25 protein-coding genes and 1 pseudogene are annotated in these 23,653 nt (G+C 40.5%); 17 read left to right on the top strand and 9 right to left on the bottom strand.

Going from position 1 to position 23,653, the window contains the following annotated elements; translation table 11 throughout:
• Nucleotides 1-112 precede the first annotated feature (112 nt).
• From FZ940_RS03445 to FZ940_RS03405, 9 genes are all read left to right on the top strand, one after another.
• Nucleotides 113-955, top strand: a complete 843-nt coding sequence (locus tag FZ940_RS03445; protein WP_148821484.1) for a DUF3737 family protein — start codon at nt 113-115, stop codon at nt 953-955.
• A 109-nt stretch (nt 956-1,064) separates the two neighbouring features.
• Nucleotides 1,065-1,511 (top strand): acetyl-CoA carboxylase biotin carboxyl carrier protein, encoded by a 447-nt coding sequence (gene accB, locus FZ940_RS03440; protein WP_148821483.1) that lies wholly within the window; start codon nt 1,065-1,067, stop codon nt 1,509-1,511.
• Nucleotides 1,511-2,842, top strand: a complete 1,332-nt coding sequence (locus FZ940_RS03435) for an acetyl-CoA carboxylase biotin carboxylase subunit (RefSeq protein WP_148821482.1) — start codon at nt 1,511-1,513, stop codon at nt 2,840-2,842. The genes accB and FZ940_RS03435 overlap by 1 nt, the downstream gene beginning before the upstream one ends.
• 78 nt (nt 2,843-2,920) lie before the next feature.
• Nucleotides 2,921-4,279 (top strand): MATE family efflux transporter, encoded by a 1,359-nt coding sequence (locus tag FZ940_RS03430; RefSeq protein ID WP_148821481.1) that lies wholly within the window; start codon nt 2,921-2,923, stop codon nt 4,277-4,279.
• Nucleotides 4,280-4,326: 47 nt separating this feature from the next.
• Nucleotides 4,327-4,995: a CsgG/HfaB family protein gene (locus FZ940_RS03425; RefSeq protein ID WP_103629290.1), complete on the top strand. Its 669-nt coding sequence runs from the start codon at nt 4,327-4,329 to the stop codon at nt 4,993-4,995.
• Nucleotides 4,980-5,384: a DUF4810 domain-containing protein gene (locus FZ940_RS03420; RefSeq protein WP_148821480.1), complete on the top strand. Its 405-nt coding sequence runs from the start codon at nt 4,980-4,982 to the stop codon at nt 5,382-5,384. The genes FZ940_RS03425 and FZ940_RS03420 overlap by 16 nt, the downstream gene beginning before the upstream one ends.
• Complete coding sequence (locus tag FZ940_RS03415) at nt 5,374-6,051, top strand: DUF799 domain-containing protein (RefSeq protein WP_148821479.1); 678 nt, start codon at nt 5,374-5,376, stop codon at nt 6,049-6,051. The genes FZ940_RS03420 and FZ940_RS03415 overlap by 11 nt, the downstream gene beginning before the upstream one ends.
• A gap of 5 nt (nt 6,052-6,056) precedes the next feature.
• A complete protein-coding gene (locus tag FZ940_RS03410; RefSeq protein ID WP_148821478.1) occupies nt 6,057-6,944 on the top strand; it encodes a DMT family transporter in 888 nt (295 codons plus the stop codon).
• Nucleotides 6,941-7,363, top strand: a complete 423-nt coding sequence (locus tag FZ940_RS03405) for a Sua5 YciO YrdC YwlC family protein (RefSeq protein ID WP_087584192.1) — start codon at nt 6,941-6,943, stop codon at nt 7,361-7,363. The genes FZ940_RS03410 and FZ940_RS03405 overlap by 4 nt, the downstream gene beginning before the upstream one ends.
• 9 nt (nt 7,364-7,372) lie before the next feature.
• Here the strand turns inward: FZ940_RS03405 and FZ940_RS03400 are convergent, their stop codons facing one another.
• Nucleotides 7,373-8,140: a M3 family metallopeptidase gene (locus FZ940_RS03400; protein ID WP_148821477.1), complete on the bottom strand. Its 768-nt coding sequence runs from the start codon at nt 8,138-8,140 to the stop codon at nt 7,373-7,375.
• A gap of 307 nt (nt 8,141-8,447) precedes the next feature.
• Between FZ940_RS03400 and FZ940_RS03395 the strand changes: the two genes are divergently transcribed.
• Nucleotides 8,448-8,873, top strand: coding sequence for an HAD family hydrolase (locus tag FZ940_RS03395; RefSeq protein ID WP_148821476.1), 426 nt, complete (start codon nt 8,448-8,450; stop codon nt 8,871-8,873).
• A gap of 58 nt (nt 8,874-8,931) precedes the next feature.
• On the opposite strand, the pseudogene FZ940_RS03390 reads toward FZ940_RS03395, so the two are convergent.
• The 3 genes and pseudogenes from FZ940_RS03390 to FZ940_RS03380 form a co-directional block, all read right to left on the bottom strand.
• A pseudogene (locus tag FZ940_RS03390) lies at nt 8,932-9,617 on the bottom strand (aspartate/glutamate racemase family protein).
• 358 nt (nt 9,618-9,975) lie between these two features.
• Nucleotides 9,976-10,257 (bottom strand): hypothetical protein, encoded by a 282-nt coding sequence (locus tag FZ940_RS03385; RefSeq protein ID WP_148821475.1) that lies wholly within the window; start codon nt 10,255-10,257, stop codon nt 9,976-9,978.
• 242 nt (nt 10,258-10,499) lie between these two features.
• On the bottom strand, nt 10,500-11,645 hold the full coding sequence (locus tag FZ940_RS03380; RefSeq protein WP_148821474.1) for a toxin-antitoxin system YwqK family antitoxin: 1,146 nt from the start codon (nt 11,643-11,645) through the stop codon (nt 10,500-10,502).
• Nucleotides 11,646-11,823: 178 nt separating this feature from the next.
• Between FZ940_RS03380 and FZ940_RS03375 the strand changes: the two genes are divergently transcribed.
• From FZ940_RS03375 to FZ940_RS03365, 3 genes are read left to right on the top strand one after another with little or no spacing between them, the layout of a single operon-like run.
• Entirely contained in the window at nt 11,824-12,024 is a 201-nt protein-coding gene (locus tag FZ940_RS03375) for a hypothetical protein (RefSeq protein ID WP_107793273.1), read from the top strand.
• On the top strand, nt 11,976-13,793 hold the full coding sequence (locus FZ940_RS03370; RefSeq protein ID WP_148821473.1) for a pentapeptide repeat-containing protein: 1,818 nt from the start codon (nt 11,976-11,978) through the stop codon (nt 13,791-13,793). Before FZ940_RS03375 ends, FZ940_RS03370 begins: the two co-directional genes overlap by 49 nt.
• Nucleotides 13,775-14,245 (top strand): hypothetical protein, encoded by a 471-nt coding sequence (locus FZ940_RS03365; RefSeq protein ID WP_107793276.1) that lies wholly within the window; start codon nt 13,775-13,777, stop codon nt 14,243-14,245. The genes FZ940_RS03370 and FZ940_RS03365 overlap by 19 nt, the downstream gene beginning before the upstream one ends.
• A 146-nt stretch (nt 14,246-14,391) precedes the next feature.
• On the opposite strand, the gene FZ940_RS03360 is transcribed toward FZ940_RS03365, so the two are convergent.
• Nucleotides 14,392-14,898, bottom strand: a complete 507-nt coding sequence (locus FZ940_RS03360; RefSeq protein WP_107793277.1) for a DNA-deoxyinosine glycosylase — start codon at nt 14,896-14,898, stop codon at nt 14,392-14,394.
• 133 nt (nt 14,899-15,031) lie between these two features.
• Nucleotides 15,032-18,634 (bottom strand): pyruvate:ferredoxin (flavodoxin) oxidoreductase, encoded by a 3,603-nt coding sequence (gene nifJ, locus FZ940_RS03355; RefSeq protein WP_148821472.1) that lies wholly within the window; start codon nt 18,632-18,634, stop codon nt 15,032-15,034.
• A gap of 169 nt (nt 18,635-18,803) precedes the next feature.
• Between nifJ and FZ940_RS03350 the strand changes: the two genes are divergently transcribed.
• The 4 genes from FZ940_RS03350 (at nt 18,804) to fldA (ending at nt 21,632) form a co-directional block, all read left to right on the top strand.
• Nucleotides 18,804-19,967 carry a sugar transporter gene (locus FZ940_RS03350; RefSeq protein ID WP_148821471.1) on the top strand — a complete coding sequence of 388 codons (1,164 nt, stop codon included), beginning with the start codon at nt 18,804-18,806 and terminating at the stop codon, nt 19,965-19,967.
• Between the two features lie 133 nt (nt 19,968-20,100).
• Nucleotides 20,101-20,412: a DUF2325 domain-containing protein gene (locus FZ940_RS03345; protein ID WP_002939277.1), complete on the top strand. Its 312-nt coding sequence runs from the start codon at nt 20,101-20,103 to the stop codon at nt 20,410-20,412.
• A gap of 3 nt (nt 20,413-20,415) precedes the next feature.
• Entirely contained in the window at nt 20,416-21,129 is a 714-nt protein-coding gene (locus FZ940_RS03340) for a UDP-N-acetylmuramate--alanine ligase (protein ID WP_148821470.1), read from the top strand.
• 11 nt (nt 21,130-21,140) lie between these two features.
• Nucleotides 21,141-21,632 (top strand): flavodoxin FldA, encoded by a 492-nt coding sequence (gene fldA / locus FZ940_RS03335; protein ID WP_103583123.1) that lies wholly within the window; start codon nt 21,141-21,143, stop codon nt 21,630-21,632.
• Between the two features lie 33 nt (nt 21,633-21,665).
• Here the strand turns inward: fldA and FZ940_RS03330 are convergent, their stop codons facing one another.
• The 3 genes from FZ940_RS03330 to FZ940_RS03320 all read right to left on the bottom strand — a co-directional run.
• The gene (locus FZ940_RS03330) at nt 21,666-22,403 is read right to left on the bottom strand and encodes an amino acid ABC transporter ATP-binding protein (RefSeq protein WP_148821469.1); all 738 of its coding nucleotides are present in this window, start codon (nt 22,401-22,403) and stop codon (nt 21,666-21,668) included.
• Complete coding sequence (locus tag FZ940_RS03325; protein ID WP_021089366.1) at nt 22,403-23,071, bottom strand: amino acid ABC transporter permease; 669 nt, start codon at nt 23,069-23,071, stop codon at nt 22,403-22,405. The genes FZ940_RS03330 and FZ940_RS03325 overlap by 1 nt, the downstream gene beginning before the upstream one ends.
• An 11-nt stretch (nt 23,072-23,082) precedes the next feature.
• Nucleotides 23,083-23,653, bottom strand: a 571-nt coding sequence (locus FZ940_RS03320; protein WP_222861993.1) for a hypothetical protein, incomplete at its 5' end; no start/stop codon positions are given.

Below are 23,653 nucleotides of genomic sequence, written 5' to 3'. Positions count from 1 at the left end.
TTTTGGGCGATTATAACGCTTTGCGTCTTTAAAGTAAATTTAATGGCATTTTGCAATAAAATTTAAGGAAATTAGTATAAATTTAACAGCAAAAATTAATAAAGGGGCAAAAATGCAAGAGCGAAAAGAAGAAATTTTCACCGGCGAGCGCGCGATGTTTGGTGTAAAAGGTGTAAATTTTGCAAATTGTATCTTTGAAAATGGTGAATCGCCATTAAAACATAGCTCAAATTTAAATCTAAACGATTGTGTTTTTGCCTACAAATATCCGCTTTGGTATGCAAATGACATAGCGTTAAATGGCGGCTATCTAGAGCCTCTAGCAAGGGCTGGCATGTGGTACAGCACAAATTTAAGCTTCAAAGACGTGATCATCAACGCTCCAAAAAGCTTTAGAAAAAGCTCGCAAATTTTACTTGAAAATGTAAATTTCTCAGATGCCAGCGAGACACTTTGGGGATGTGTGGACGTAAAGCTTAAAAATGTCTTTGCAAAGGGGGATTACTTTGGGGCAAATAGCGAAAATTTGGAGATAGAAGGTCTAAACCTTGATGGCAACTACTGCTTTGATGGTTGTAAAAATGTCTGCATCACAAACTCAAAACTCATCTCAAAAGACGCATTTTGGAACTGCGAAAATGTGGTTGCACAAAATTGCCTAATTTCAGGTGAATATCTAGCCTGGAACTCAAAAAATGTGACGCTTATAAACTGCACTATAAAGAGCTTACAAGCCCTTTGTTACGTGGAAAATTTAGTTGTAAAAGACTGCATTTTTATGGATACGAGTCTTGCGTTTGAATATTCAAGTGTCGATGTAAGCACAAGCGGAGCGATAAAAAGCATAAAAAATCCAAAAAGTGGCGTGATAAGGGCAACAAAGATAGATGAGATCATCATCGATGAAAATTTAGTTGATACTAAAGGCATTAAGATAATTATTACTGAAAAATAACTTAGCAAAAAAGAGTGGCTTTGAGTTCTCGTTTTTGCTTCATAAAAAAATTTTTTATCTAATTTTCGCTACAATTAGACGCTTATATAAAAATTTAGGAGAAATTTCTATGAAAAAAGAAGATATAAAAGAGCTTATCGAATTTTTTAATGATATGGAGATGAATCATATCAAAATAAAAAGTGGTGATTTTGAGGTAGAGCTTGAAAAATTTTCAGATTATTGCGCGCCTGCTAAACCAGCAGCACAAGCACCAGCTCCAGCACCTGTAAATGTAGTCGTTAGCTCAGAGGTAAAACCAGCTGCAAATTCGCCAAAAGATAGCATAAAATCTCCTATGGTAGGTACTTTCTACGCTGCTCCAAGCCCAGGCGCTGCTCCATTTGTAAAAGTAGGTCAAAGAGTGAGAAAAGGCGATGTAGTGGGCATCATCGAAGCTATGAAGATCATGAACGAGATCGAGGCTGAGTTTGACTGCCAGATCACTGAGATGCTAGTCTCTGACGGACAGCCAGTTGAGTTTGGATTGCCGTTATTTGGCGTGGAGAAAAATTAATGGAATTAAAAAGAATTTTAATCGCAAACCGCGGTGAGATCGCTCTTCGTGCTTTGCGAACGATAAAGGAGATGGGTAAAGAAGCCGTTGTAGTCTATTCAACCGCTGATAAAGACGCACTTTACGTAAAATATGCCGACGTAGCCATTTGCATCGGTAAAGAGCGCTCAAGCGACAGCTACCTAAATATCCCAGCTATCATAAGTGCAGCTGAGATCAGCGAAGCAGACGCTATTTTCCCAGGTTATGGCTTTTTAAGTGAAAATCAAAATTTTGTTGAAATTTGCTCACATCACAAGATCAAATTTATAGGACCAAGTGTCGCTGCGATGGCTTTGATGAGCGATAAAAGTAAGGCAAAGCAAGTCATGCAAAGAGCTGGCGTACCAGTCATCCCTGGCTCAGACGGCGCCGTGGCTGACACAAAAGCAGCAAAAGAGCTAGCTAAAAAGATAGGCTATCCAGTCATATTAAAGGCTGCTGCAGGTGGTGGCGGACGTGGTATGCGCGTGGTTGAGCGTGAAGAGGATTTAGAAAAGGCATTTTGGTCAGCTGAAAGCGAAGCTATGAGCGCATTTGGTGATGGCACAATGTATATGGAAAAATATATCCTAAACCCACGCCACATCGAAGTTCAAGTAATTGGCGATAGCCATGGTAATGTGCTTCATATCGGCGAGCGTGACTGCTCTATGCAGCGTCGCCACCAAAAACTAATCGAAGAGAGTCCAGCTGTTCTGCTTGACGAAAAGACAAGAGAAAGACTTCACGAAACAGCCATAAAAGCGGCAAAAGCGATCGGCTACGAGGGAGCTGGTACGTTTGAGTTTTTGGTTGATAAAAATTTGGACTTTTACTTCATCGAGATGAATACAAGACTTCAAGTTGAGCACACAGTGAGTGAAATGGTAAGCGGACTTGATATCATCGAGCTTATGATAAAAGTGGCTGAAGGCGAGGCACTACCATCACAAGAGAGCATCGAGCTAAAAGGTCATGCGATCGAGTGCAGGATAACAGCTGAAGATCCAAATACATTTACGCCGTGTCCTGGAAAGATCACAAAATATGTCTGCCCAGGTGGCCGCAATGTAAGAATGGATAGCCATATCTATCAAGACTACTCGATACCGCCGTATTACGATAGTATGATCGGCAAACTCGTGGTTTGGGATACTGATAGAAATAGGGCGATCCATAAGATGAAAGTAGCTCTTGATCAGCTCATAATAAATGGCATCAAAACAACAAAAGATTTTCACATCGCTATGATGGAAAATAAAGACTTTTTAAGCAATAACTACGATACAAATTATCTTTCAAGACACTAAAATTTTTAAGTCAGGATTTGCAAAAAGCAGATCTTGGCTTAAATATATTAAAATTTTTAAGTTTATCTTAGGGGAAGCATGGTAAACAAAATCAAAGATCAAAATACAAAATTTTTCTCAAATGCCGACCTTGCAAAGCTATTTTTCCCTATTGCGGTTGAGCAGTTTTTAGAGTATAGTCTAGGGCTTGCAAACTCGCTAATGGCAGCAAGTGTTAGTGAAAGCGCTGTAAGTGCAATTAGTCTTGTGGAATTTGTCATGGCGCTTTTTATCAGTATTTTTACAGCTATCGCTACTGGCGGCTCAGTGGTTGCTAGCCAGTATCTTGGTAATAAACAAAGTGACAACGCCAAAATCACAGCAAATCAGCTCGTCTGGTTTAGTTTTATCTTTGCCCTTTTTATCGCAGCAGTCATCATAGTTTTAAAAGATATTATTCTAGATTATGTCTTTGGCGATATTGGAGAGCAAGTAAGGCATGATGCTAGCCACTATCTTGTTTTCTCGGCCATTTCCGCGCCATTTTTAGCAGTCTATGCAGCAGCTGCGGCGATCTTTCGCACGATGTCAAACGCAAAGCTACCTATGTATATTATGGCGGCTGCAAATTTATTAAACATACTTCTAACTGCCATTAGTATTTATACATTTCATACTGGTGTTTTAGGTATTGCTATTAGCACGCTTATAGCCAAGATACTTGCTTGCTTTGTCATAGTCTATCTACTCCTTGATATAAGGCTAAAACTTCACATAAGAAAGAGTCTTATCTATAAATTTGACTACGAGATCATCAAGAAAATTTTAAATATTGGAGTGCCTTATGGTTTTGAAAATTCGATGTTTTACGTAGGGCGCATTATTGTTTTAAGTTTAGTTTCTCTCTTTGGTACGGCAAGTATCGCTGCAAATGCCGTGGGAGGGACGATCGTGATGTTTCAAGTACTTCCTGGTATGGCGATAGGAACAGGGCTTAGTGTGGTTATCTCAAGGTGTGTTGGCGCAAACGACTTTAATCAGGCTAAATTTTACGTAAGAAAATCAATGATAAGCATCTACATCGTGCAGCTTTTTAGCACAGCTGTGGTTTTACTACTTCTTGAGCCACTGCTTAGGGTTTATAATCTCTCAAGCGAAGCTATAAATTTAACAAGACAGATCGTCTGGTATCACGGTATCGCTATGTGTCTTATCTGGCCACTTGCCTACACATATCCAACCGTTTTTCGAGCAGCAGGGGATGCTAAATATCCGATGATTGTAAATTTAGTTTGTATGTTTGCTTGTAGAGTCATCTTGGCCTATGTCTTTGCACTTACATTTGATCTTGGCATGATAGGTACTTGGTTTGCAATGTTTGCTGACTGGGCCGTAAAGGCGGTGCTTTTTACGATTAGATACTTAAAAGGTACATGGATGAAATTTAAAGCTATTTAAAAAGAAATTTAGTAATATACAAGTGATTTTGTCGCAAAGGATAAAAAATGAAAAATATATTTAAATTTGGTGCAGTTTTGCTTACGGCAGCTCTTTTTGCTGGATGTGCGAGTGAGAGTTCAAGGGTTGTTGAGACTCCAAAAGTAGCAAGCTACGGCACAGTTTACAATGGTCAAAAAATTTCGGTTTCGATAGGTCGATTTAATAATCAATCAGCTTACCAAAATGGTGTATTTGCTGATGGCGAGGATAGGCTTGGCAACCAAGCTCAAAGCATTTTGATCACAAATTTACAGCAAAGTGGTAGATTTTTGGTGCTTGATAGATCAAATATGAAAGTGATCAAACAAGAGAGCGAGCTAAGTAAAACCGCTCAAAATCTAAAAGGCGCAAGATACGTTATAACTGGTGATGTGACCGAGTTTGGACGAAAAACTACGGGTGATCATCAGCTATTTGGCATACTTGGCAAAGGCAAGCAACAAACTGCCTATTCAAAGGTAAATTTAAATATCGTTGATACCAAAACAGCCGAGGTTGTCTATTCAGTTAGCGGTGCTGGAGAATACACCCTTTCAAACAGAGAGATCATCGGTTTTGGTGGCACAGCAGGATACGACTCTACGCTAAATGGCAAGGTTTTAAGTCTAGCTATTATTGAAGCAGTAAATAATCTAGTAAATGGCATAGAAAGTGGAGCATGGCAAGTAAAATAAGGCTTGCCGGCCTCGCGCTTTTTGCGCTATTTTTAGCGGGTTGCGGTCATTCAAACGGTCCAAGATTACTTTATTATTGGGACGGATCATATAATAGCTCACTATATAGTTATCTAAATGAAGAGGGCGATACAAACGAGCAAATTTCACGCTTAGAAAATCTGGTGCAGATCTCAACACAAAAGGGCTACAAGATCGCTCCTGGCGTATACGCACACCTTGGACTTTTATACTTAAATAATGGAAATTTAGGCGCTGCAAATGCAAATTTTGACAAAGAAGTAGAGAATTTCCCAGAGTCAAGGGAGTATATAAATTTCATCAAAGGCTCTAAAAATTTGACTCCAAAAAAAGTAGAGCAAAAAGAGGGGGCAAATAATGAAAAATAGCCTGAAATTTATAGTCTTTGCATTTTTAGTAGTATTTTTTACGGGTTGCTCTATAAAAGAGCCTGAGCCATACGACTACTCAGAATTTTTACAAAAAAGACCTCACTCTATCTTAGTGCTTATGCCAACAAACGATAGTACAGAAATTTCAGGTCCAGCTGCTGTTTTAGCAAATGCAGTCGCACCATTAAGTGAGGCGGGATACTACGTATTTCCAGTGGCTCTTGTAAATGATACCTTTAAGCTAAATGGCATAACCGAGCCAAGCGAGATCGCAGCCGTGCCACTAAATAAGCTTGATAAAATTTTCCACGCTGATAGTGTGCTTTATATAAACATAAAAGATTATGGTACGAGCTATGCAGTCATCTCAAGCTCAACAAAGGTTGTCCTTGAAGCAAAGCTTATCGATATAAAAAGTGGCGCTACCCTTTGGCAAGGCAGTGCCATAGCAGCAGAAGATAGCAGTAGTGGCCAAAGTAGCCTACTTGGTATGTTAGTCTCAGCCGTCATCTCACAGGTGGCAAATACCATCTCAGATAGATCATACGATCTAGCAGTAATGGCAGATGCTTATTTATTTTCAAGAGATTGCCATAACTGCATACTTTATGGACCATATTCGCCGTATTATGGCAAAGATGCACAGCTTCATAAAGATAGATAAATTTAATGAATACTCATCGTCTTGGGATACTCCTTACTTTAGTTGGCGGTATCCTTTGGGGATTTAGTGGGGTTTGTGGGCAGTATCTATTTTCACTTGGTATAAATTCTGATCTTTTGGTGCCATATAGACTGATGCTAGCTGGCATTGTTATTGTGATTTTTTATGCTTTTAAAGAACCAAGTACCGTTTTTGCTCCGATTAAAGATATAAAGCTACTTGGCGAGTTTTTAGTCTATGCCCTGCTTGGGCTTATGATGACGCAGTACGCTTATTTTTACTCCATTGAGCTTTCAAATGCCGCAGTTGCGACTGTTATTCAATACACTGCGCCAGTTCTCATCCTAGCCGTCATCTGCCTAAAAGAGAAGCGAGCACCAAGACCACTTGAAATTTTAGCTCTGCTTTGCGCGATGCTTGGCGTATTTTTCCTAAGCACACATGCTCAAATTTCATCTCTTGTCATTTCGCCAAAAGCGCTATTTTGGTGCTTGGTGAGTGCCATTTGCGTTTGTGTTTATAATCTTGCTCCAGCAAGGCTAAATGCTAAATATTCAGTCACTCTCACGCTTGGCTGGGGCATGGTTATGGGCGGAATAGTGCTTGCTTGCTATATGAGAGTTTGGGATTTTGCTGGGCTTAATGGTATAAATCAATGGCTGGCATTTATTGCTGTTATTGCGCTTGGCACCATTTTTGCATTTAGCTTTTATATGATAGGTGTTAAGCTAATAGGCGCAGCAAAAGCTAGTTTATTAGCTTGCATAGAACCGCTAAGCGCAGCATTTTTTGGCTACTTTTGGCTTGGGACAAAATTCGTATTTTGGGATTTTTTAGGATTTGCTCTAATAATCTCTTGTATATTTTTACTATCAAAAAGAGAAAAATTATGATATTTCTAGCACAAACCGATACGACAGCTGGCTTTTTGAGTAAAGATTATAAAGAGATAAATAAGGCCAAAATGCGTGATGAGAATAAACCTTGCCTTATCACGACAGCAAAATTTAGCGTTTTAAATGAGCTTGTTAGAGTGCCAAAAAAGTATAAAAATTTTATACGCCGTTCAAGAAAAGCTACATTTTTGTATCCAAATTTAAAGGCTATTAGAGTCGTAAAAGAGTGCGAGCACGAAAAATTTTTAGCTAAATTTGACTGGCTTTATTCAAGCAGTGCAAACAAAAATGGACAAAATTTTAATGAAGCTTGGGCTATGAGCGTGGCTGATGAAATAGTAGATGATCATTTTTTTGAAGATACTCCATCAAAAATTTATAAAATTTCTCGAAAAAAAATAAAACGTTTAAGATAACTAGTAAATTTATACAGTCACTACCTTTTTAAACTCATTTAAATTTTTTAGCGCTTCATCTATGCCAATCAGCCAAAATTCGCACTTTGTTGTATCTTTTTTAAAGTGTTTTTTCATTAACTCTTCCACGCTTTTTGTGCCACACTCTATTAAAAATTGTTTATAAATTTTGCAAAATTTTGCTTCATCTTTTTTAAACTCACTTAGAAAGAATTGTGATAGCAGATAGCCGACACTATAAGGATAGTTGTATATATAATTATCTGTTTTATAAAAATGTGGCTTAAAATATGGCAAAAATTCTTCAACATCGCTCGTGCTGTCTTTATAAAATTTATCCCAAGCTTGCTTTAAAAGATCGTTTGCATCTTTTTTGCTGACTTGACCTTTTTGTCGCAGCTTTAAAAAGCTAGCTTCAAACTCGTATCTAACGCTTATGTGTAGTAAAAAATTTACAGCACTTTTTAGCTCCTGCCATAAAATTTCTACCCTAAGTGAGTCATCTTTTTTTAGCTCATTTCGTAAAAGAGTCTCATTAAATGTGCTTGCACTCTCAGCTAAGCTCATTGGAAAATTTGTGCTTAAAACCGGAATATTACGCATCAAGTAGTAGTGCCAAGCATGCCCTAGCTCATGAGCTTGCTGGATTAAGTGCGAAAGAGTATTCATGTAGGTGGTAAAAATTCTTGGTTGCTTAAATTTTGGCAAACTCACAAAAAATGCTCCGCCAGCTTTATTTTCTCGTACATCGCTTTCTATCCAGTGTTTGTCTATCATAAGCTTTATAAAACTATCTTCGCCCAGTGGTTTTAATGCTTTTTTGATGATTTTATAAATGAGATTGCTACTTTTATGGCTAAGATGCAAAAGATAAATATAAAAATTTTAATATTAAGTACGACTATTGTAGTGTTATTTAAAGCCAATTAAAATATGTAAAATACAAAAGGACGTAAATATTTGGTTTGGTAAAAATTCAAATGATGCCAGTAGCAACTTATTTTAGTATTTACTCCCTCGGGAGTCCGTTTTTATCAGACTTATCGCTGATTAGCTTACCCGCTTCGTCGTTTTTTTGGCGCGGATGAGCCTGCCGCGCTCAAACTCGCCCTGGGCCTCTAGTTTGCCGTTTGCAAAAGACGCCGTAGGTTTGGCGTCTAGCATTGCCGACGTCGGCGTAGCTACTATGAAAACGTCGAAATTTTCGGAGATTTTGCTTGAAAATTTAGGGGTCTTAAATTTTATAAAAGTGGTGGTAGGCCGCTACGACGTGCTAAATCCAAAACCTAACGCGGAGCCCGTAAATTTAGCTCTCGCAAAACTTGGAAAAGATAAGCGAAACGCATTTATGATAGGCGATACGCAGATGGATCTAATGGCGGCAAAGAACGCCGGTATCAAAGGTGTCGGCCTAACTTGCGGATACGCGGATGCGCAAAGTCTAAAAGAGCATTTGGATTTAATCTTTCAAAACGCTTATGAAGCGGTAAAATTTTTAGCAAGCAACTAAAATTAGTGGATTTTATTAAACAACCTTGCTTACCGTTCGGCTAAGTCATTTCCTTCGTCTAGCGACCGTTTTGATTAAGTATAGACAACGCCGCCTCAACCGCCGCGTCAATGTGTATCTGCGTCGTATCAAAAAGCCGCATATCCGTATCCGCCTGCGATACCAGCATGCCTATCTCGGTGCAGCCAAGTATCGCTCCTTGCGCGCCACGCGACCTAAAATCCTCGATGATGCGCAAGAAATTCGCCTTTGAGCTAGGCGCGATTTTGCCGTAGCAAAGCTCCTCAAAGATGACGCGATTTACTTCCGTCATATCCCCCGCGTTTGGCAAAAGCACCTCCGCGCCGCCCTCTATCAACCGACTTTTGTAAAAATCCTGCGTCATCGTATAAACGGTGCCGAGCAGCCCTACCTTGGCGACGCCTGCGTTTTTTAGCGCTTTTAGCGTGGCGTCCGCGATGTGCGCTACGGGCACGCTAACGGCGCTTTGCACGGCGTCAAAGCACCTGTGCATCGTGTTTGTGCAGATGAAGATAAAATCCGCCCCGCCGCCTTGTAAAATCCTAGCATGCCGCGCCAAAATTTCGCCCGCGTCCTCCCATCTGTTTTCGCGCTGGCAGGCCTCGATCTCCTCGAAATTTACGCTGCTTAGCAGTATCTCCGCGCTGCTAAGCCCGCCTAGACGCTCGTGTTTATTTTGCGATTTATTTGCTCGTAGTACGTTATCGTAGACTCAAAACTCATCCCGCCGATTAGGCCGATTTTTTCATTTTTTCTCCTTAAATTTCGACGATTTTACGGTTTTAAATTAAATTTGCTCTAAATTTAAATTTGGCTCGCCGCGTTAAATTTGGCAGTAATCGCCTAAAATAACGAGCTAAAATTAAGCGCGTAAATTTAAGCGCTAATTTTAGCCTGTGCCGTAAAAGGGTAAATTTAACGAAATAAACGCGCTAAATTTAACGAACCGATGAGGCCGAATTTACAAAGGAAATTTAAACGCTCAGCTCTGAAGATAACTTAAATGAAGAGAGCTTAAATTCGGCGCTTGCGATCCGAATTTACGAGTAAAATTTCTTTTTGGCGCGTAAATTTTACCGACTTAAAGCGGCATTTTGATTACTTCGCGCGGGCGGATTAAATTTACGGCTTTTCGGTTTGGTAAAGTTTTATTTTTTGCAAGAAAAACCGCCTGCGGATTTTGTCCGTTCGCGTCCGCAAGTCTCGCGCCTACGTTTTTGGCGCGCTTTGCCAGAGTCGCTTCGGCGCCTTTTAATGCTAGCTTGGCACCCCAAACCGCCTCTATTTTACGCCCGCAAACGCTAAAAATCCGCGATTTTGGCGTCAAATTTCGCCTAGACCCCGCCCCTTGCCGCGCAGACATCGCCGCTTTACGTTTTAGCGCTTTAATCTCGCGCCGTGAAATTTAAGCGCCGTTTGCGCGTAGCCGTTTCGCGCGGTAAAATTTATAAAATTTCGCAGATTTTACTTGGCCTTTTGTCATCGCTTCGCCGCTTTTTAAGCTTTGCGCGCCAGATTTCCCGCCAAAGCGGCACAAACGCCAAAAATCATAACTTTAAAGCTAAATTTAAACGGCTCGAATTAGCACCGCGAATTTAGCCAAATTTACTCCCTCGGCAGTCCGTTTTTATCAGACTTATCGCTGATTAGCCTACCCGCTTCGTCGTATTTTTTGGCGCGGATGAGCCTACCGCGCTCAAACTCGCCCTGGGCCTCTAGTTTGCCGTTTGCGTAGTAGTGGCGCGCCTCGCCGACCTCTAGCCCGTCCTCAAACATCACCCTGGCTTTTAGCTTGCCGTTTTCGTGATACTCCTCGTATAGCCCGTGATAGCGCCCGTTTTTAAACATCACTTTCGCCGCCAGCGCCCCGCTCTCGTAGTAGTCCAGCCCCGTGCCCGTTTGGCGGCCGTCCTTGTACTCGTATTCGCCTCTGAGCTTGCCGCCCCCGTAGTATTTGCGCGCGACGCCGTCCTTCTCGCCGTCTTTGTAATTTTCTACTACGCGCGTTTTGCCGTTTTCGTAAAATCGCTTCCAAACGCCGTTTTTGCGGTCATTTTTATATTCGCCCGTCTCCTCCACGGCGCCGCTTTCGTAGTACCACGTCTCCGCGCCTTCTCGCTTGTCATTTTTGTAGGTTCGCACGCCGCGGATTTTGCCACTTTTGTAGTAGTCGACGTCCTCGCCGTTTCGAAGCCCGCCCGCGTACGGGCTACGCGCGCTAACCTCTCCGCTAACGTAATAGTCGATAAATACGCCCTCTCGCTTGTCCGCCTTGAAAAAGCCCTCCTGCTTTAACGCGCCGCCCTCGTCAAAGTAGTAGCGGCGGTAGCGCCCATCGCGAACGTCATTTTTGTATTCGCTCTCGCCCATCAGAGCGCCGCTATCTGCATGGTAGTGCTTAGCCGTGCCCTCGCGGACGCCGTTTTTTAGGGGGTATTCGTTTGAGGGTTTGTCTCTGCCGTCAAAATAGTCTCTATATCGCACCGCCGTGCCGCCCTGCACGTCTATCTCGCGTATGAGCGTGGGCGGCAGCGGCTTTAGCCTCGGATAGACCATGCCCATCGCATTTACGTCATATAGGTCCTCGACGCTGTATCGAAGTATCTTTAGCGTGCCGTCGTAGAGCTTGCCTTTTACGTAGTAAAGGCCGTTTTTGAGGCTCGCTTCTGGCTTCATTACGACTTTTGGCTCCAACGCCTGCGCACCGATGGCTAGAAGCGGAAGAAGAAATAGAAATTTTAGGATTTTCATGGTTCTCCTGCTTTGTTTGATTTAGGTAATTTTAAAATTTGAAATTAAATTTAAGGTGAAGATGAGGCTAAAATCCGTTGTTTGTTTTTATTTATTTATAATTAATTTACAAGTTGGTTTTTGATAGTATTTCGCATAACGTAAATTTTTAGCATGCGCATGATAGCGAGGTTTAAAAATGGGTTTAGATATAGATAAAATTTTGCAAGAGCCAAGAGAAGAAATCGAGCAAAAAGAATTTGAGAGGTTTCAGGAGATTGGGATTCTCAATGGTAATATAGATGCTTTGTATGCGTCAGGGCAAAATAGTGAAGATTGTCTTATTGAAAAATGCACGCAATATGGACAAGTTTTTTCTTTTTTAAAGGTTTTTACTTAGACCAAAATTCAGACTCCATCAACCATGTAAATTTAGAAAAATATCTGCAAAGTGACGAATTTAATATTGTTCTTTTATTTTGTGATATCGTAAATAATCCAAAACCCATAGAAGATTTAAATGGGATTAAACGGAAGGTAATAATTGTAAATTCCAGGTTTCCTAACATCAGCTCTTGTAAATTTGAAAATGAAGTATTTTTATATAATATCACTAAAGACAACATGTTTAGCGGATGCGAATTTGCAAAAGAAGTTTACGTAGAAGGTCGTGCACATTTTCATTCATGTACATTTAACGGTGATTTTATATCTCAAAACTCTGGACAAGATATATCCTTTGCAAGTAGTATCTTTAATAAATCTTTTAAATTAGATACAAAAAATGAGTTGGGAGAGGTAAAATTTGAAGCCACTCATTTCAAGCAAAAATTTACTATGGACATACGAAAATTTAGTGTTTTATATTTTTCATGTGCCGAATTTGATTGCGAACTTGCTTTGGACGCAAGGGAGTTTAACGGGACAAAGATAGATTTTACCAAGGCTACGTTTAAACAAAAGGTAAGTTTTAATGGGAGTATAGTTAACTGCAGAATGCTTTTCAAAGAAGCTTGTTTTGAGGATAATTTGATTTTTACAAAAGCTAAATTTAATGATGTGGTAAATTTAAGTAAAGTAGTTTTTAAAAAAGAGGTACATTTCCATGGAACTAAATTTAATAAAGCGATAATAAGTGAAACAAATTTTGAAAATAAAGTTGATTTTTCAAATGCAATATTCAAAGAAAAAGCACATTTCAGAAATGCTATTTTTACAAAAGACGTAAAATTAAATAATATATTGTTTAAAAATAATGCATATTTCAAAAATACATTATTTAAAGATTTTGTTGATTTTGGTGAGACAAATTTTGAAAATAATGCTAACTTTTATAGCGCAAATTTCGAAAAACCGGTTAATTTCTCATCAATTATTTTTAACGGTGCTTTAAATTTTGTAAATGCAAAAACAGATTTTACATATGATGAGCTTAAAAAGTTTATTGAGGATAAAAGCGCCAACGATATAGAAAAATGCATAAGTACAACCAATGATTTTAGGGATGGGTTTAGACTCATGAAACACGCTTTAAATAACAAAGGTAATGCGCTAGACGCAAGCTTGTTTCACCGCCTGGAACTATACTGCAAAGAGCTAGAATTAGAATTTACTCTTGAAAATGCAAAGGCTAAAAATAGCGAAAATAGTAAAGAAGTAAAATCTGTCGATGAAGTAGAAGCTAAGCCCAAAAGCAAAAGTCGTATTGAGCTTTTTTTAGATTTGATAACGCTAAAATTATATAGAAATACCAGTGATCATCACACAAATTTATTTAAGATAATAAACTTTACTATTCTAAGTATTGCTGTGTATGGATTGTCTTTTTGGGTTTTAGATGATTTTTTGTTGAAAGCAATGATTGATAGTCCTAAAATATTGATGTTATTGCTACTGTCTATTTTTCTAATTGGACTACTAGCATGTTTATTGTATTTTGTAGTGAAGTATAAAATACTGTGGGTAACTGTATCGATAGGAATTTTTGCATATATCATTTTCATTACACCAGACTTAGTTAATGCTTTTGACTATTCTGTTTATGTTGTTATTTTTATACTTTTATATGTGATATTATATGCTTTGTCATTTTATTTATTTAGATTTAGTTTTGTGCGTTTTATGACATATTTAATTTTTATGGCTATTTTTTGGATAAACCTGTATTAATAACTCCGTTTATTGGTATTTTTACATCAGAAAAAATAGCTGAAAGCAAATTTGAAGAATACATAATAAAATACAATAATAATGGCTTGGACGATATGCTTTTGGATGCAAATTTTACCAATACAAAAGCAGAACATAAGATCAATTTTATAGTTAAAAATAGAAAAATAATTTTAGAAAGATTGGATAATAGTAGAACAAGCACTCCTTTAATTGATTTTGTGAAAAAATACATAAAATATTCAAAGGAACCCATGGATAATAATGTCAGCTACAAAAATTTAAATGAAACTACTAAAAAATCGTATGAAAAGGTTCTAAATGCTCTAAAATACGATGAAGCAATGCAATCAATACAAAAAAGTGCAAATTTACTTTATGTTTTTATTATGCTACTCGTCATCTACTCTCTTACAAAAACTGCACGTAGAAATTCTGTAGTGCCTAGCTAGAGGTTTATGTCGCTATTAGTGGCAATAAGGTGAACAAGCCTTTTAAAATTTTGTTTGCTTCTTAAAATTTTGGCGGTACATTTATTTTAGATTTTGCCATTTGCGATAACAGATAAGTAAAATAGCTAAATTTAAATAGATAAAATTTAACCGTCTTTTAACGCTTCGACGACGACCGTCCACTCGCGCACGAGCCTTTCAAAGCTAAAATTTGCGTTTGCCGAGCTAGTCGAGGGTAGTTTGAGGGGCGGTTTGCCCGTTGCGTTTAAAATTTTAGCTTTTAGGTATTTTTCGCAGATTTCGTGAGCTTTGCCGCCGTTTGCGAATACCTGCACTATGCGCGCTCCGCTAAAAATCGGTTCTAAATTTGCGGGCGAGACGGCGGTCATTTTAGCATCGCTCGAGCCCTTTATCTCGCACGAGATCGCAGCGTCGTAGATAGCGATGCGGCGGGCGAGCAGGAAATTTATCTTTTCATCCGTGCTTGTAGGCAGCGGAGCGTTTAAAATCCCGGCCAGCACCCGCCAAAAGCGATTTTGCGGATTTGCGTAGTAAAAGCCAAATTTACGAGAAACTACGGAAGGGAAGGATCCGAGGATTAAAATTTTAGAGTTTTTATCAAAAATCGGTTTAAAAGGATGGGTTTGGCTCATTTTGCGCCTTTTAAATTTGCCGCGTTAAATTTAAAATTTCAAATTTGAAAGCAAATTTAACCGCCCAAACGAGCAGCCAAATTTACAGATATTTTCTCTCGCCCGTCAAATTTAGGCGAGAGAAATTTGCTCCTTACTCGGCTACGCTGCCGGCAGAGACATCCTCGGCGCTCCCAGGCGCGTCAGACTCGATCTCGTCGCTAAAATCAGCCAAGCTTAGGCGTTTTAGCTGGCGGTAGCGTCTTTGCGCGTCGGCCTTGTTTTTAGCTAGCAGCTCGTCTGCGTGCTGCGGGTTAGTTTTCTTAAGCGAGTTGTAGCGAACCTCGTTTAGCAAAAACTCCTCGTAAAGCGACCAGTCAGGCTCTTTTGAGGTCATTTTGAGCGGGTTTTTGCCCTCTTTGATTAGGCGCGGATCGTAGACATAGGTCGGCCAGTAGCCGCATTTAGTCGCTAGCTCGCCTTGACCGCCGGAGTAGGCCATGCCGCCTTTTATACCGTGCGCGATACACGGCGAATACGCGATCACGAGGCTAGGTCCGTCGTAGGCTTCGGCTGCGGCGATGGCTTTTATCGTGTTTGCCTGGCTCGCGTTTGAGTTGATTTGAGCTACGAAGATATTTCCGTAGGTCATCGCTATGTAGCCAATATCTTTTTTCTGCATCGGTTTGCCAGAGGCCGTAAACTGCGCTATAGAGCCCGCGCGACTTGATTTTGAGCTTTGGCCGCCGGTGTTTGAGTAGACCTCGGTGTCAAGCACCAGCACGTTTACGTTCTCTCCGCTAGCTAGCACGTGATCAAGTCCGCCAAAGCCGATGTCGTAGGCCCAGCCGTCTCCGCCGATGATCCACTGAGATTTTTTGACGAGATATCTTTTTAGCTCTAAAATTTCTTTCACGCCCTCTACGTCTAAATTTTGCTCCAAAATCGGCGTTAAAATTTTAGCGATTTGAGTCGTTTTCTCGCCGTCGTTTTTGTGCGTTATCCAGTCGGAGTATAGCGCGGCTAGGGCATTTGGTGCGGCGTCTTTGGTACGTAGCATTACGTCTTCTATGCGGTGGCGCAGCGTCTCTACCGCGACGTTCATACCCATGCCAAACTCCGCGTTATCCTCAAACAGCGAGTTCGCCCACGCTACGCCCTTGCCCTCTTTGTTCGTCGTATAAGGCGTTGAAGGCGCGCTACCGCCGTAGATCGAGCTACAACCGGTAGCGTTTGCCACGATCATACGGTCGCCGAATAGTCTTGTGACAAGCCCGATATAAGGCGTCTCGCCGCATCCGGGGCATGCGCCGTGAAACTCAAATAGCGGCTGAGCAAAGCCAACGCCCTTGACGCTATCTTTGCTCATCAGGTCGTCTTTGTAGGTTACTTTTTTAAATAAATAATCGGCGTTTTCCTGCTCGTGTCGCTCCATCTCCTCGGCTAACGGCACCATGACGAGCGATTTTTCCTTGCTCGGGCAAATTTGAGCGCACAGCTCGCAGCCCGTGCAGTCAAGCGGGCTAACTTGGATTTTGTATTTTAGCCCTTTTGCCTCTTTGCCTTTGGCGTCTAGGACATGATCTTGCACCGTTTGCGGCGCGGCGGCGAGCTCGTTTTCGTCGATGAGAAACGGCCTGATCACCGCGTGCGGGCAGACGAAGGCGCACTGGTTGCACTGGATGCAGTTGCCCTCGATCCACTTTGGCACCATTACTCCGATGCCGCGTTTTTCGTATTGCGTCGTTCCTGATTTAAAGTGTCCGTCTTCAAAGCCAACAAAGGCCGAAACGGGCAAGCTATCGCCCCTGGCGGCGTTGATAGGCTTGACGATTTTTTCTATAAATTCGTCGCCGACGTATTTTTCCTCCGCGCTCGCGTCACCCGTCAAATTTGCCCAGCTAGGGTCGACAGCGACCTTAACCAGCCCGTCCGCGCCCATATCGATAGCCTTGTAGTTCATCTCCACGATCGCTTCGCCCTTTTTGGCATAGGCTTTGTGCGCGTACTCTTTCATGTATTTTTGTGCATCGGCAAACGGGATGATGTCTGCAAGTTTGAAAAACGCCGACTGCATGATGGTGTTCGTGCGGTTTTTTAGCCCGATCTCGCGAGCTAGCTTGGTGGCGTTGATGATGTAGAAATTTACTCTTTTATCGGCCAAAATTTTCTTTACTTTATTGGGCAGCTTAGCGACCGTCTGCTCGGCGTCCCAGATCGAGTTTAGCAGGAACGTCCCGCCCTCGCGGATACCGTCTATCACATCGTAAATTTCAAGATACGCCGCGACCGAGCAGGCTACGAAGTGCGGATTTGAGACGAGATAGGTCGAGCGGATCGGGTTTTTACCGAAACGCAGATGCGAGCGCGTGTAGCCGCCGGATTTTTTGCTGTCGTAGGCAAAATACGCCTGCGCGTAAAGCTCGGTTTTATCGCCGATGATTTTGATGGAGTTTTTATTGGCTCCCACGGTACCGTCCGCGCCAAGGCCGTAAAATAGGCACTCTTTAACGCTTGCGTCGCTTAGCGAAATTTTCTCGCCGACTTTTAGCGAGGTGAAGGTAACATCGTCCTCGATACCGACGGTAAAGCCGTTTTTGGGCCCCTCTAAATTTAGATTTTCAAAGACGGCTAGCATTTGCGCAGGATCGACGTCCTTTGAGCTTAGGCCGTAGCGGCCGCCCACGATCACGGGCTGATTTTTGCGTCCGTAAAACGCAGCCTTGACGTCCAGATATAGCGGCTCGCCGAGGCTTCCGGGCTCTTTCGTGCGGTCTAGCACGGCGATCTTTTTTACCGTCTCAGGCATCACGTCAAAGAGGTATTTTAGACTAAACGGGCGGTATAGATGCACTTTTAGCACGCCTGCTTTTTCGCCCTTTGCGCGCAGGTGATCGACGACTTCTTCTAGAGTTTGTGTGACAGAGCCCATCGCGACCACGACGCGCGTAGCATGCGGATCGCCGTAATAATTAAACGGTTTATAATCGCGTCCAGTGATTTTTGAAATTTCTTTTAGATACTCGGCCACGATATCAGGCACCGCGTCGTAGTAGCGGTTGGCTAGCTCGCGCGTCTGGAAATAAATGTCGTCGTTTTGAGCCGTGCCGCGAGTCTTCGGACTTTCGGGGCTTAGCGCCTCGTCTCTAAATTTTTGTAGCGCCTCGCGGTCAAGAAGCCTATCAAAGTGCGCGTAGTCAAGCACCTCGATCTTTTGTATCTCGTGGCTCGTGCGAAATCCGTCGAAAAAGTGCAAAAACGGCACGCGACCCTTGATCGCCGCTAGATGCGCGACGCCCGCGATATCCATGACCTCTTGCACTGAGCCGCTTGCTAGCATGGCAAATCCCGTTTGCCGACAGGCATAGATGTCCTGATGATCGCCAAAGATAGAAAGCGCCTGAGCTGCGATAGAGCGCGCGCTCACGTGGATGACGCCCGGTAGTAGCTGGCCGGCGATCTTGTACATATTTGGGATTTTTAGAAGTAGCCCTTGCGAAGCCGTGTATGTCGTAGTTAGAGCGCCTACCTGCAGCGAGCCGTGTACGGTGCCCGCAGCTCCGCCCTCGCTTTGCATTTCGACGACTTTAACCGGCATGCCGAATAAATTTTTCTTGCCCTGAGCCGCCCACATATCGGTGTAATCAGCCATCGGCGAGCTAGGAGTGATCGGGTAGATGCCCGCAACCTCCGTAAATGCATAAGCCGCGTGCGCCGCAGCCTCGTTTCCGTCCATAGTTTTCATTATTTTAGCCATTTTTCCGCCTTAAATTTTCTTACGATTTTTAAAAATCTTTTATTATAGAGCTAGTTTCCAAAATATACTATTAATCTATGTCATTAATAAATTCTGAGAATTTTGCCTTTTAAATTACTAACTTTAAGCAAAATTCCATTACCGTAATGAAAAAAATTAAGGATAAAATTTGATAAGTGTTCATAGGGTGGCCTATTTAAGGGTTATAGCTCTTGCTTTTTGTGCTTTTATATTTAACACTACTGAGTTTGTTCCAGTACCACTTTTAAGTGATATTGCAAAAGACTTTGATATGAGCACGGCTGATACTGGCCTTATCATTACGATTTATGCGTGGAGCGTCACTATACTCTCTTTGCCACTTATGCTTTTGACTGCAAATTTAGAGCGAAGATCTCTTCTTTTAAAGGTTTTTATCGTATTTGTTGTAGCTCATACTCTTTGTGCCTTTGCTTGGAATTTTAAAATTTTAATTGTTGCTCGGTTGATGATAGCTATTGCCCATGCCATTTTTTGGGCTATCACTGCTTCACTTGCTGTTAGGCTAGCACCGATAAATAAAAGCTCGCAAGCTCTTGGATTGCTAGCTCTTGGTACATCGCTAGCGATGATACTTGGTCTGCCACTTGGAAGAATTTTAGGTGATGCACTTGGTTGGCGTGTGACCTTTGGATTGATCGGAATTTTTGCTGTTGGTGTTGGAGCTTGGCTATATAAAATTTTGCCACTTTTGCCGAGTAAGAATTCAGGCTCGCTTAAAAGCTTACCAGAGCTTGCAAGAAATGGCCTTTTAATGGTCGTATTTTTACTAACTGCAATTATCATAAGCGCGCATTTTAGCACCTATAGTTACATTGAGCCATTTGCAAAAGATATCAGTGGCTTTGATGGAAAATTTATCACAATATTCTTGCTTATATTTGGCGTTGCTGGTGTAGTTGCAAGCCTGCTTTTCTCTAAATTTTATAAGCTCATTCCAAATGCATTTTCAGCAATTTCTATCATGCTTATTTTATGTTGCTTGCTTTTGTTAAATTTTATTGCTAAAAATGAAGTTTTAATGCTAGTCTTGGCCTTTATTTGGGGGCTTGGCATAGCTGGTGTAAATATGAGTTTTCAAATAAAAGTGCTAAATTTAGCCTCAAACGCAACTGATGCTGCAATGGCGATATTTTCGGCTATTTATAACATAGGCATCGGAGCAGGGACGCTAATAGGGCATCAAACGATAGTTTATTTAGGCGAACAAAATATCGGTAATGTCGGTAGTTTTTTTGCCGCAAGCGGACTTATCATATTTTTGTTTGCGGTATCTAAGATTAAAAGAGTTTAGATGTTTAAATGTCTAAGTAAAACGTTACAAATTTCTACATATAAGTGATAATAAGTATCATAACTAAGAAAAATTTTAGTTAAGCTTCCTTATAATCATTAATCAGAAAATGAATAAATTTTAGGAGCTTATTATGTCAGTTTTAGTTATCGGTGCAGATGAGATAACGCCTATCAAGGCAGTTTTACATGATTTGGGAGCTGAGAAGATAGAACACTGGGATGCTAGAAATGAAAACCGTGTAAATCGCAAGCCAATCCCTCAAGATACCGAGTGTGTGGTGATGCTAACTAGCTTTTTAAACCACAACACTATGAAGACTATTAAAACTCAAGCAAAAAAGAGAAATATTCCAATTGTTTGTGCAAAAAGAAGCGTTAGTTGCGTATTTTGCGAGTACTGCAAGGTCTTTGGGCTAGATAAGGAATTTGGATGCAAAGAATAATCAATGAGATTCGGGCTTTTATCAGATATTGGCGAAATAACTCCAAATATTTTTGCAAAGCTTGATAGGCTTTCACATGCAAAAATTTTTATTGCACTTTATAATTCTGGCGTAGAAAGTGAGCTAAAAATACCACTTTCTTACGCTAAATTTCTAAATTTCAAAGAAATTTTTGAGGCTAGGGTAAATTTCCTACTTTATGAAAAATGTCTAAATTTTAAGCCAGCAGATCGCTTTTGTATTTCATCAAATATCATCATAAATGCTTATTTAAAAGGCGACTTTTCAAAGATCAAATTTATAGCAAAAGAGCCAAAAATGGCAGCTGCAAAGATGATAAAAATGCTTTATGTAAGTGGGAAATTTGAGTTTTGTATCGATGCGGCACAGATGTTTTGTCAATTTGTTTATGATAAAATACGCCTCCGCCATCAAGATAAAGAGGTCGTGCTAAATGGTGGTGTCATTTCGGTTAAAAAAGATGGTAAAAATTTGCTCAGCGTCATGCCAAGCTTTAAAAAAGTGAGCTTTGATGATATGAGAAATTTAAACGACGATATAGATAGAGCTGTCGGTGTGCTTGGTCACGAGTGCGAGATGGTTTATATTGTTTTTCCTAGAAATGAGGAATTTAGGCGACACGTTGAGGTTAGGCACTGTTATGCGAGAGGTTTGATTAAGCTTGTGCCTTATACGATTATTAGTAAAATTTTTTAAAAAGGATAAAAATGATAGGTATAGTTTATGGAAGCAGCATGGGAAATACCGAAGATGCAGCAAAGCTTATAAGTGAGGGTTTGGGCCTTGAAAATGAGCTTTTAAACGTTGCTGATGTAGACGCAGCGAAGATAAATAGCTTTGATAAGCTCATCCTTGGTACATCAACCTGGGGTAGTGGTGATCTTCAAGATGACTGGGACGCGTTTGACTTTAAAGCGTTAAATCTAAGCGGAAAAACAGTCGCTGTTTTTGGCATGGGTGATAGCGAGAGCTACTCTGATGAATACTGTAACGGCATGGCAAAGCTTTATGATGAGGTCGTAAAAGCTGGCGCAAAGGTAGTTGGTGAGGTTAGCACTGATGGCTATACATTTGATGGCTCTGATGCTGTAAGAAATGGAAAATTTGTAGGCCTAGCGCTTGATGCTGATAACCAAAGTGATAAAACTGAGGGTAGAATTTCAGCTTGGATAGAGCAGATAAAGCCTCATTTTGCTTAATGTAATTTTAGCTAGATTTTCTAGCTAAAATTTTCATATATCCATAGCCGAGATGAAGCTTTTTATTCTTTCGTTTTGGCTATTAAAAAACTCATCTACCAAGCCATCAAATGCGATCATGCCTTTATCTAAAAACAAAATTCTATCAGCTATCTTTCTAGCAAAATTCATATTATGAGTGACGATGATCATAGACTTTTTCTCTTTTGCAAGAGATAAGATGACCTTTAAAACTTCGGCTTCAAGCTCTGGATCAAGCGCGCTTGTAGGCTCATCAAGCAGTAAAAAGTATGGATTTACAGCCAGGGCTCTAGCGATGGCTACACGCTGTGCTTGACCGCCAGATAGCCTGTTTGGATAGGTATCTTCTTTGTGGCTAAGCCCCACTTTAGCTAAAAGCTCTTTTGCTTCTTTTACCGCTTCGTTTTTATCTTTTTTTTGAACGTAGATTGGAGCTTCGGTGACATTTTGAAGTGCTGTTAGGTGCGGGAAGAGGTTAAAGTTTTGAAAGACCATGCCTGTTTTTTTGCGAATTTCTAAAAGCTCTTTTGAGCTAAGCTTCTCTTTAAAATTTACGGCTCTATCATCTACCTCTAAAATGCCACTTTGTGGGATCTCAAGTAAATTTATGCATCTAAGAAGCGTTGATTTGCCACAACCAGATGAGCCAACGATCACGGTCGTTTGTCCTTCTTTGAAGCTTGTGTTTATGTTATCTAGCACCAAATGATCGCCGTAAGATTTGCTTATATTTTTAAAATTTATAGCCATTAGACATACCTTGAGACAGCTTTTTCAAGCCTTGATTGAAGATAGGTTAGGAGTGTGCAAACCACTAGGTAGATAAGTGCTGCTAGGATGTAGAGGATGAGTGGCTCAAAGGTTCTTGCTGCGATCCTTTGAGCGACCATAAACATATCAACCATCGTTATAGAAGCTGCTAGTGAAGTGTCTTTAACAAGGCCTATAAATGTGTTAGAAAGCGGAGGGAGTGAGATCCTCACTGCTTGAGGTGCGATGATACGTTTTAAAATTTGATAGTGCGTCATGCCAAGCGATGTTGCAGCCTCCCACTGACCTTTTGGCACAGAAAGAATGGCAGCTCTTACGGATTCAGAGGCATAAGCGCCCACATTTAGACTAAATGCGATAGTCGCCGCACTCCAAGTATCAAGCGTGACGCCGATGCTAGGAAGTCCGTAAAATACGATAAAAAGCTGCACAAGAAGCGGCGTACCGCGAAATATCCAAACGTAGGTGGCAAATATAAATTTTAAAATTTTTATATTTGAAAGCCTTGCCACTGCTGTGATAATGGCGATGACAAGCCCTAGCGAAAACGAGAGCAATGTAAGCGGGATCGTCACTTTTAAAAGTGCGATGATCATCGGTAGCGTCGAGCTTGAAACAAGCTCGATCACTCTATCTAAATTTTCCATTTTTGCCTTAACTATTCCTTATTTTTAAATATATAAAAAAACATACATAAAATTATTATGAAAAATATAATTGGTAGATATATGTTGAAAGTTTCTAAATTGCTCTCTGAACCAAATAGTGGTAATATGCCTTTCGCTTTTTGTAAAAACTCAACACTTAATAAGTTTAGATAGTCATTCCAGACACTTAGAAGTGCAATGAACTGAAATAAAGTTATAAATAAAAGTATTTTATTTTGTCTTTGCTCCATTTTAGAGCTTTTTTTAGTATAAATTCTTGCTAGATAATCTTTAAAATAGACTACATACTCGTTTGAAGTTTTGATCATATTTTCTATATTCCATTTTTCTTCTATCGCATGATAAATTTTACTATCAGCTTCAATAGAAAGTTTAAATTTGTGGTTGAAGATATTTAGATTTTCGATTTTATTTATTATTGCATCAATTTTATCGCTATATTCTGATATTTTTGATATCGAGCTATCCTTTAAGATATTATCATTGTAAAACTCGAGTATTAAATTTATTTGTTTAGATAAATAAAACCAAAGGTATTGCATTTGAAACTGTATAGGGATA

The organism is Campylobacter concisus, assembly GCF_902460415.1.
GTDB lineage: Bacteria > Campylobacterota > Campylobacteria > Campylobacterales > Campylobacteraceae > Campylobacter_A > Campylobacter_A concisus_Y.
The sequence above is the reverse complement of the archived record's forward strand: the minus strand, read 5'-3'. Positions and strand labels throughout refer to the sequence as shown.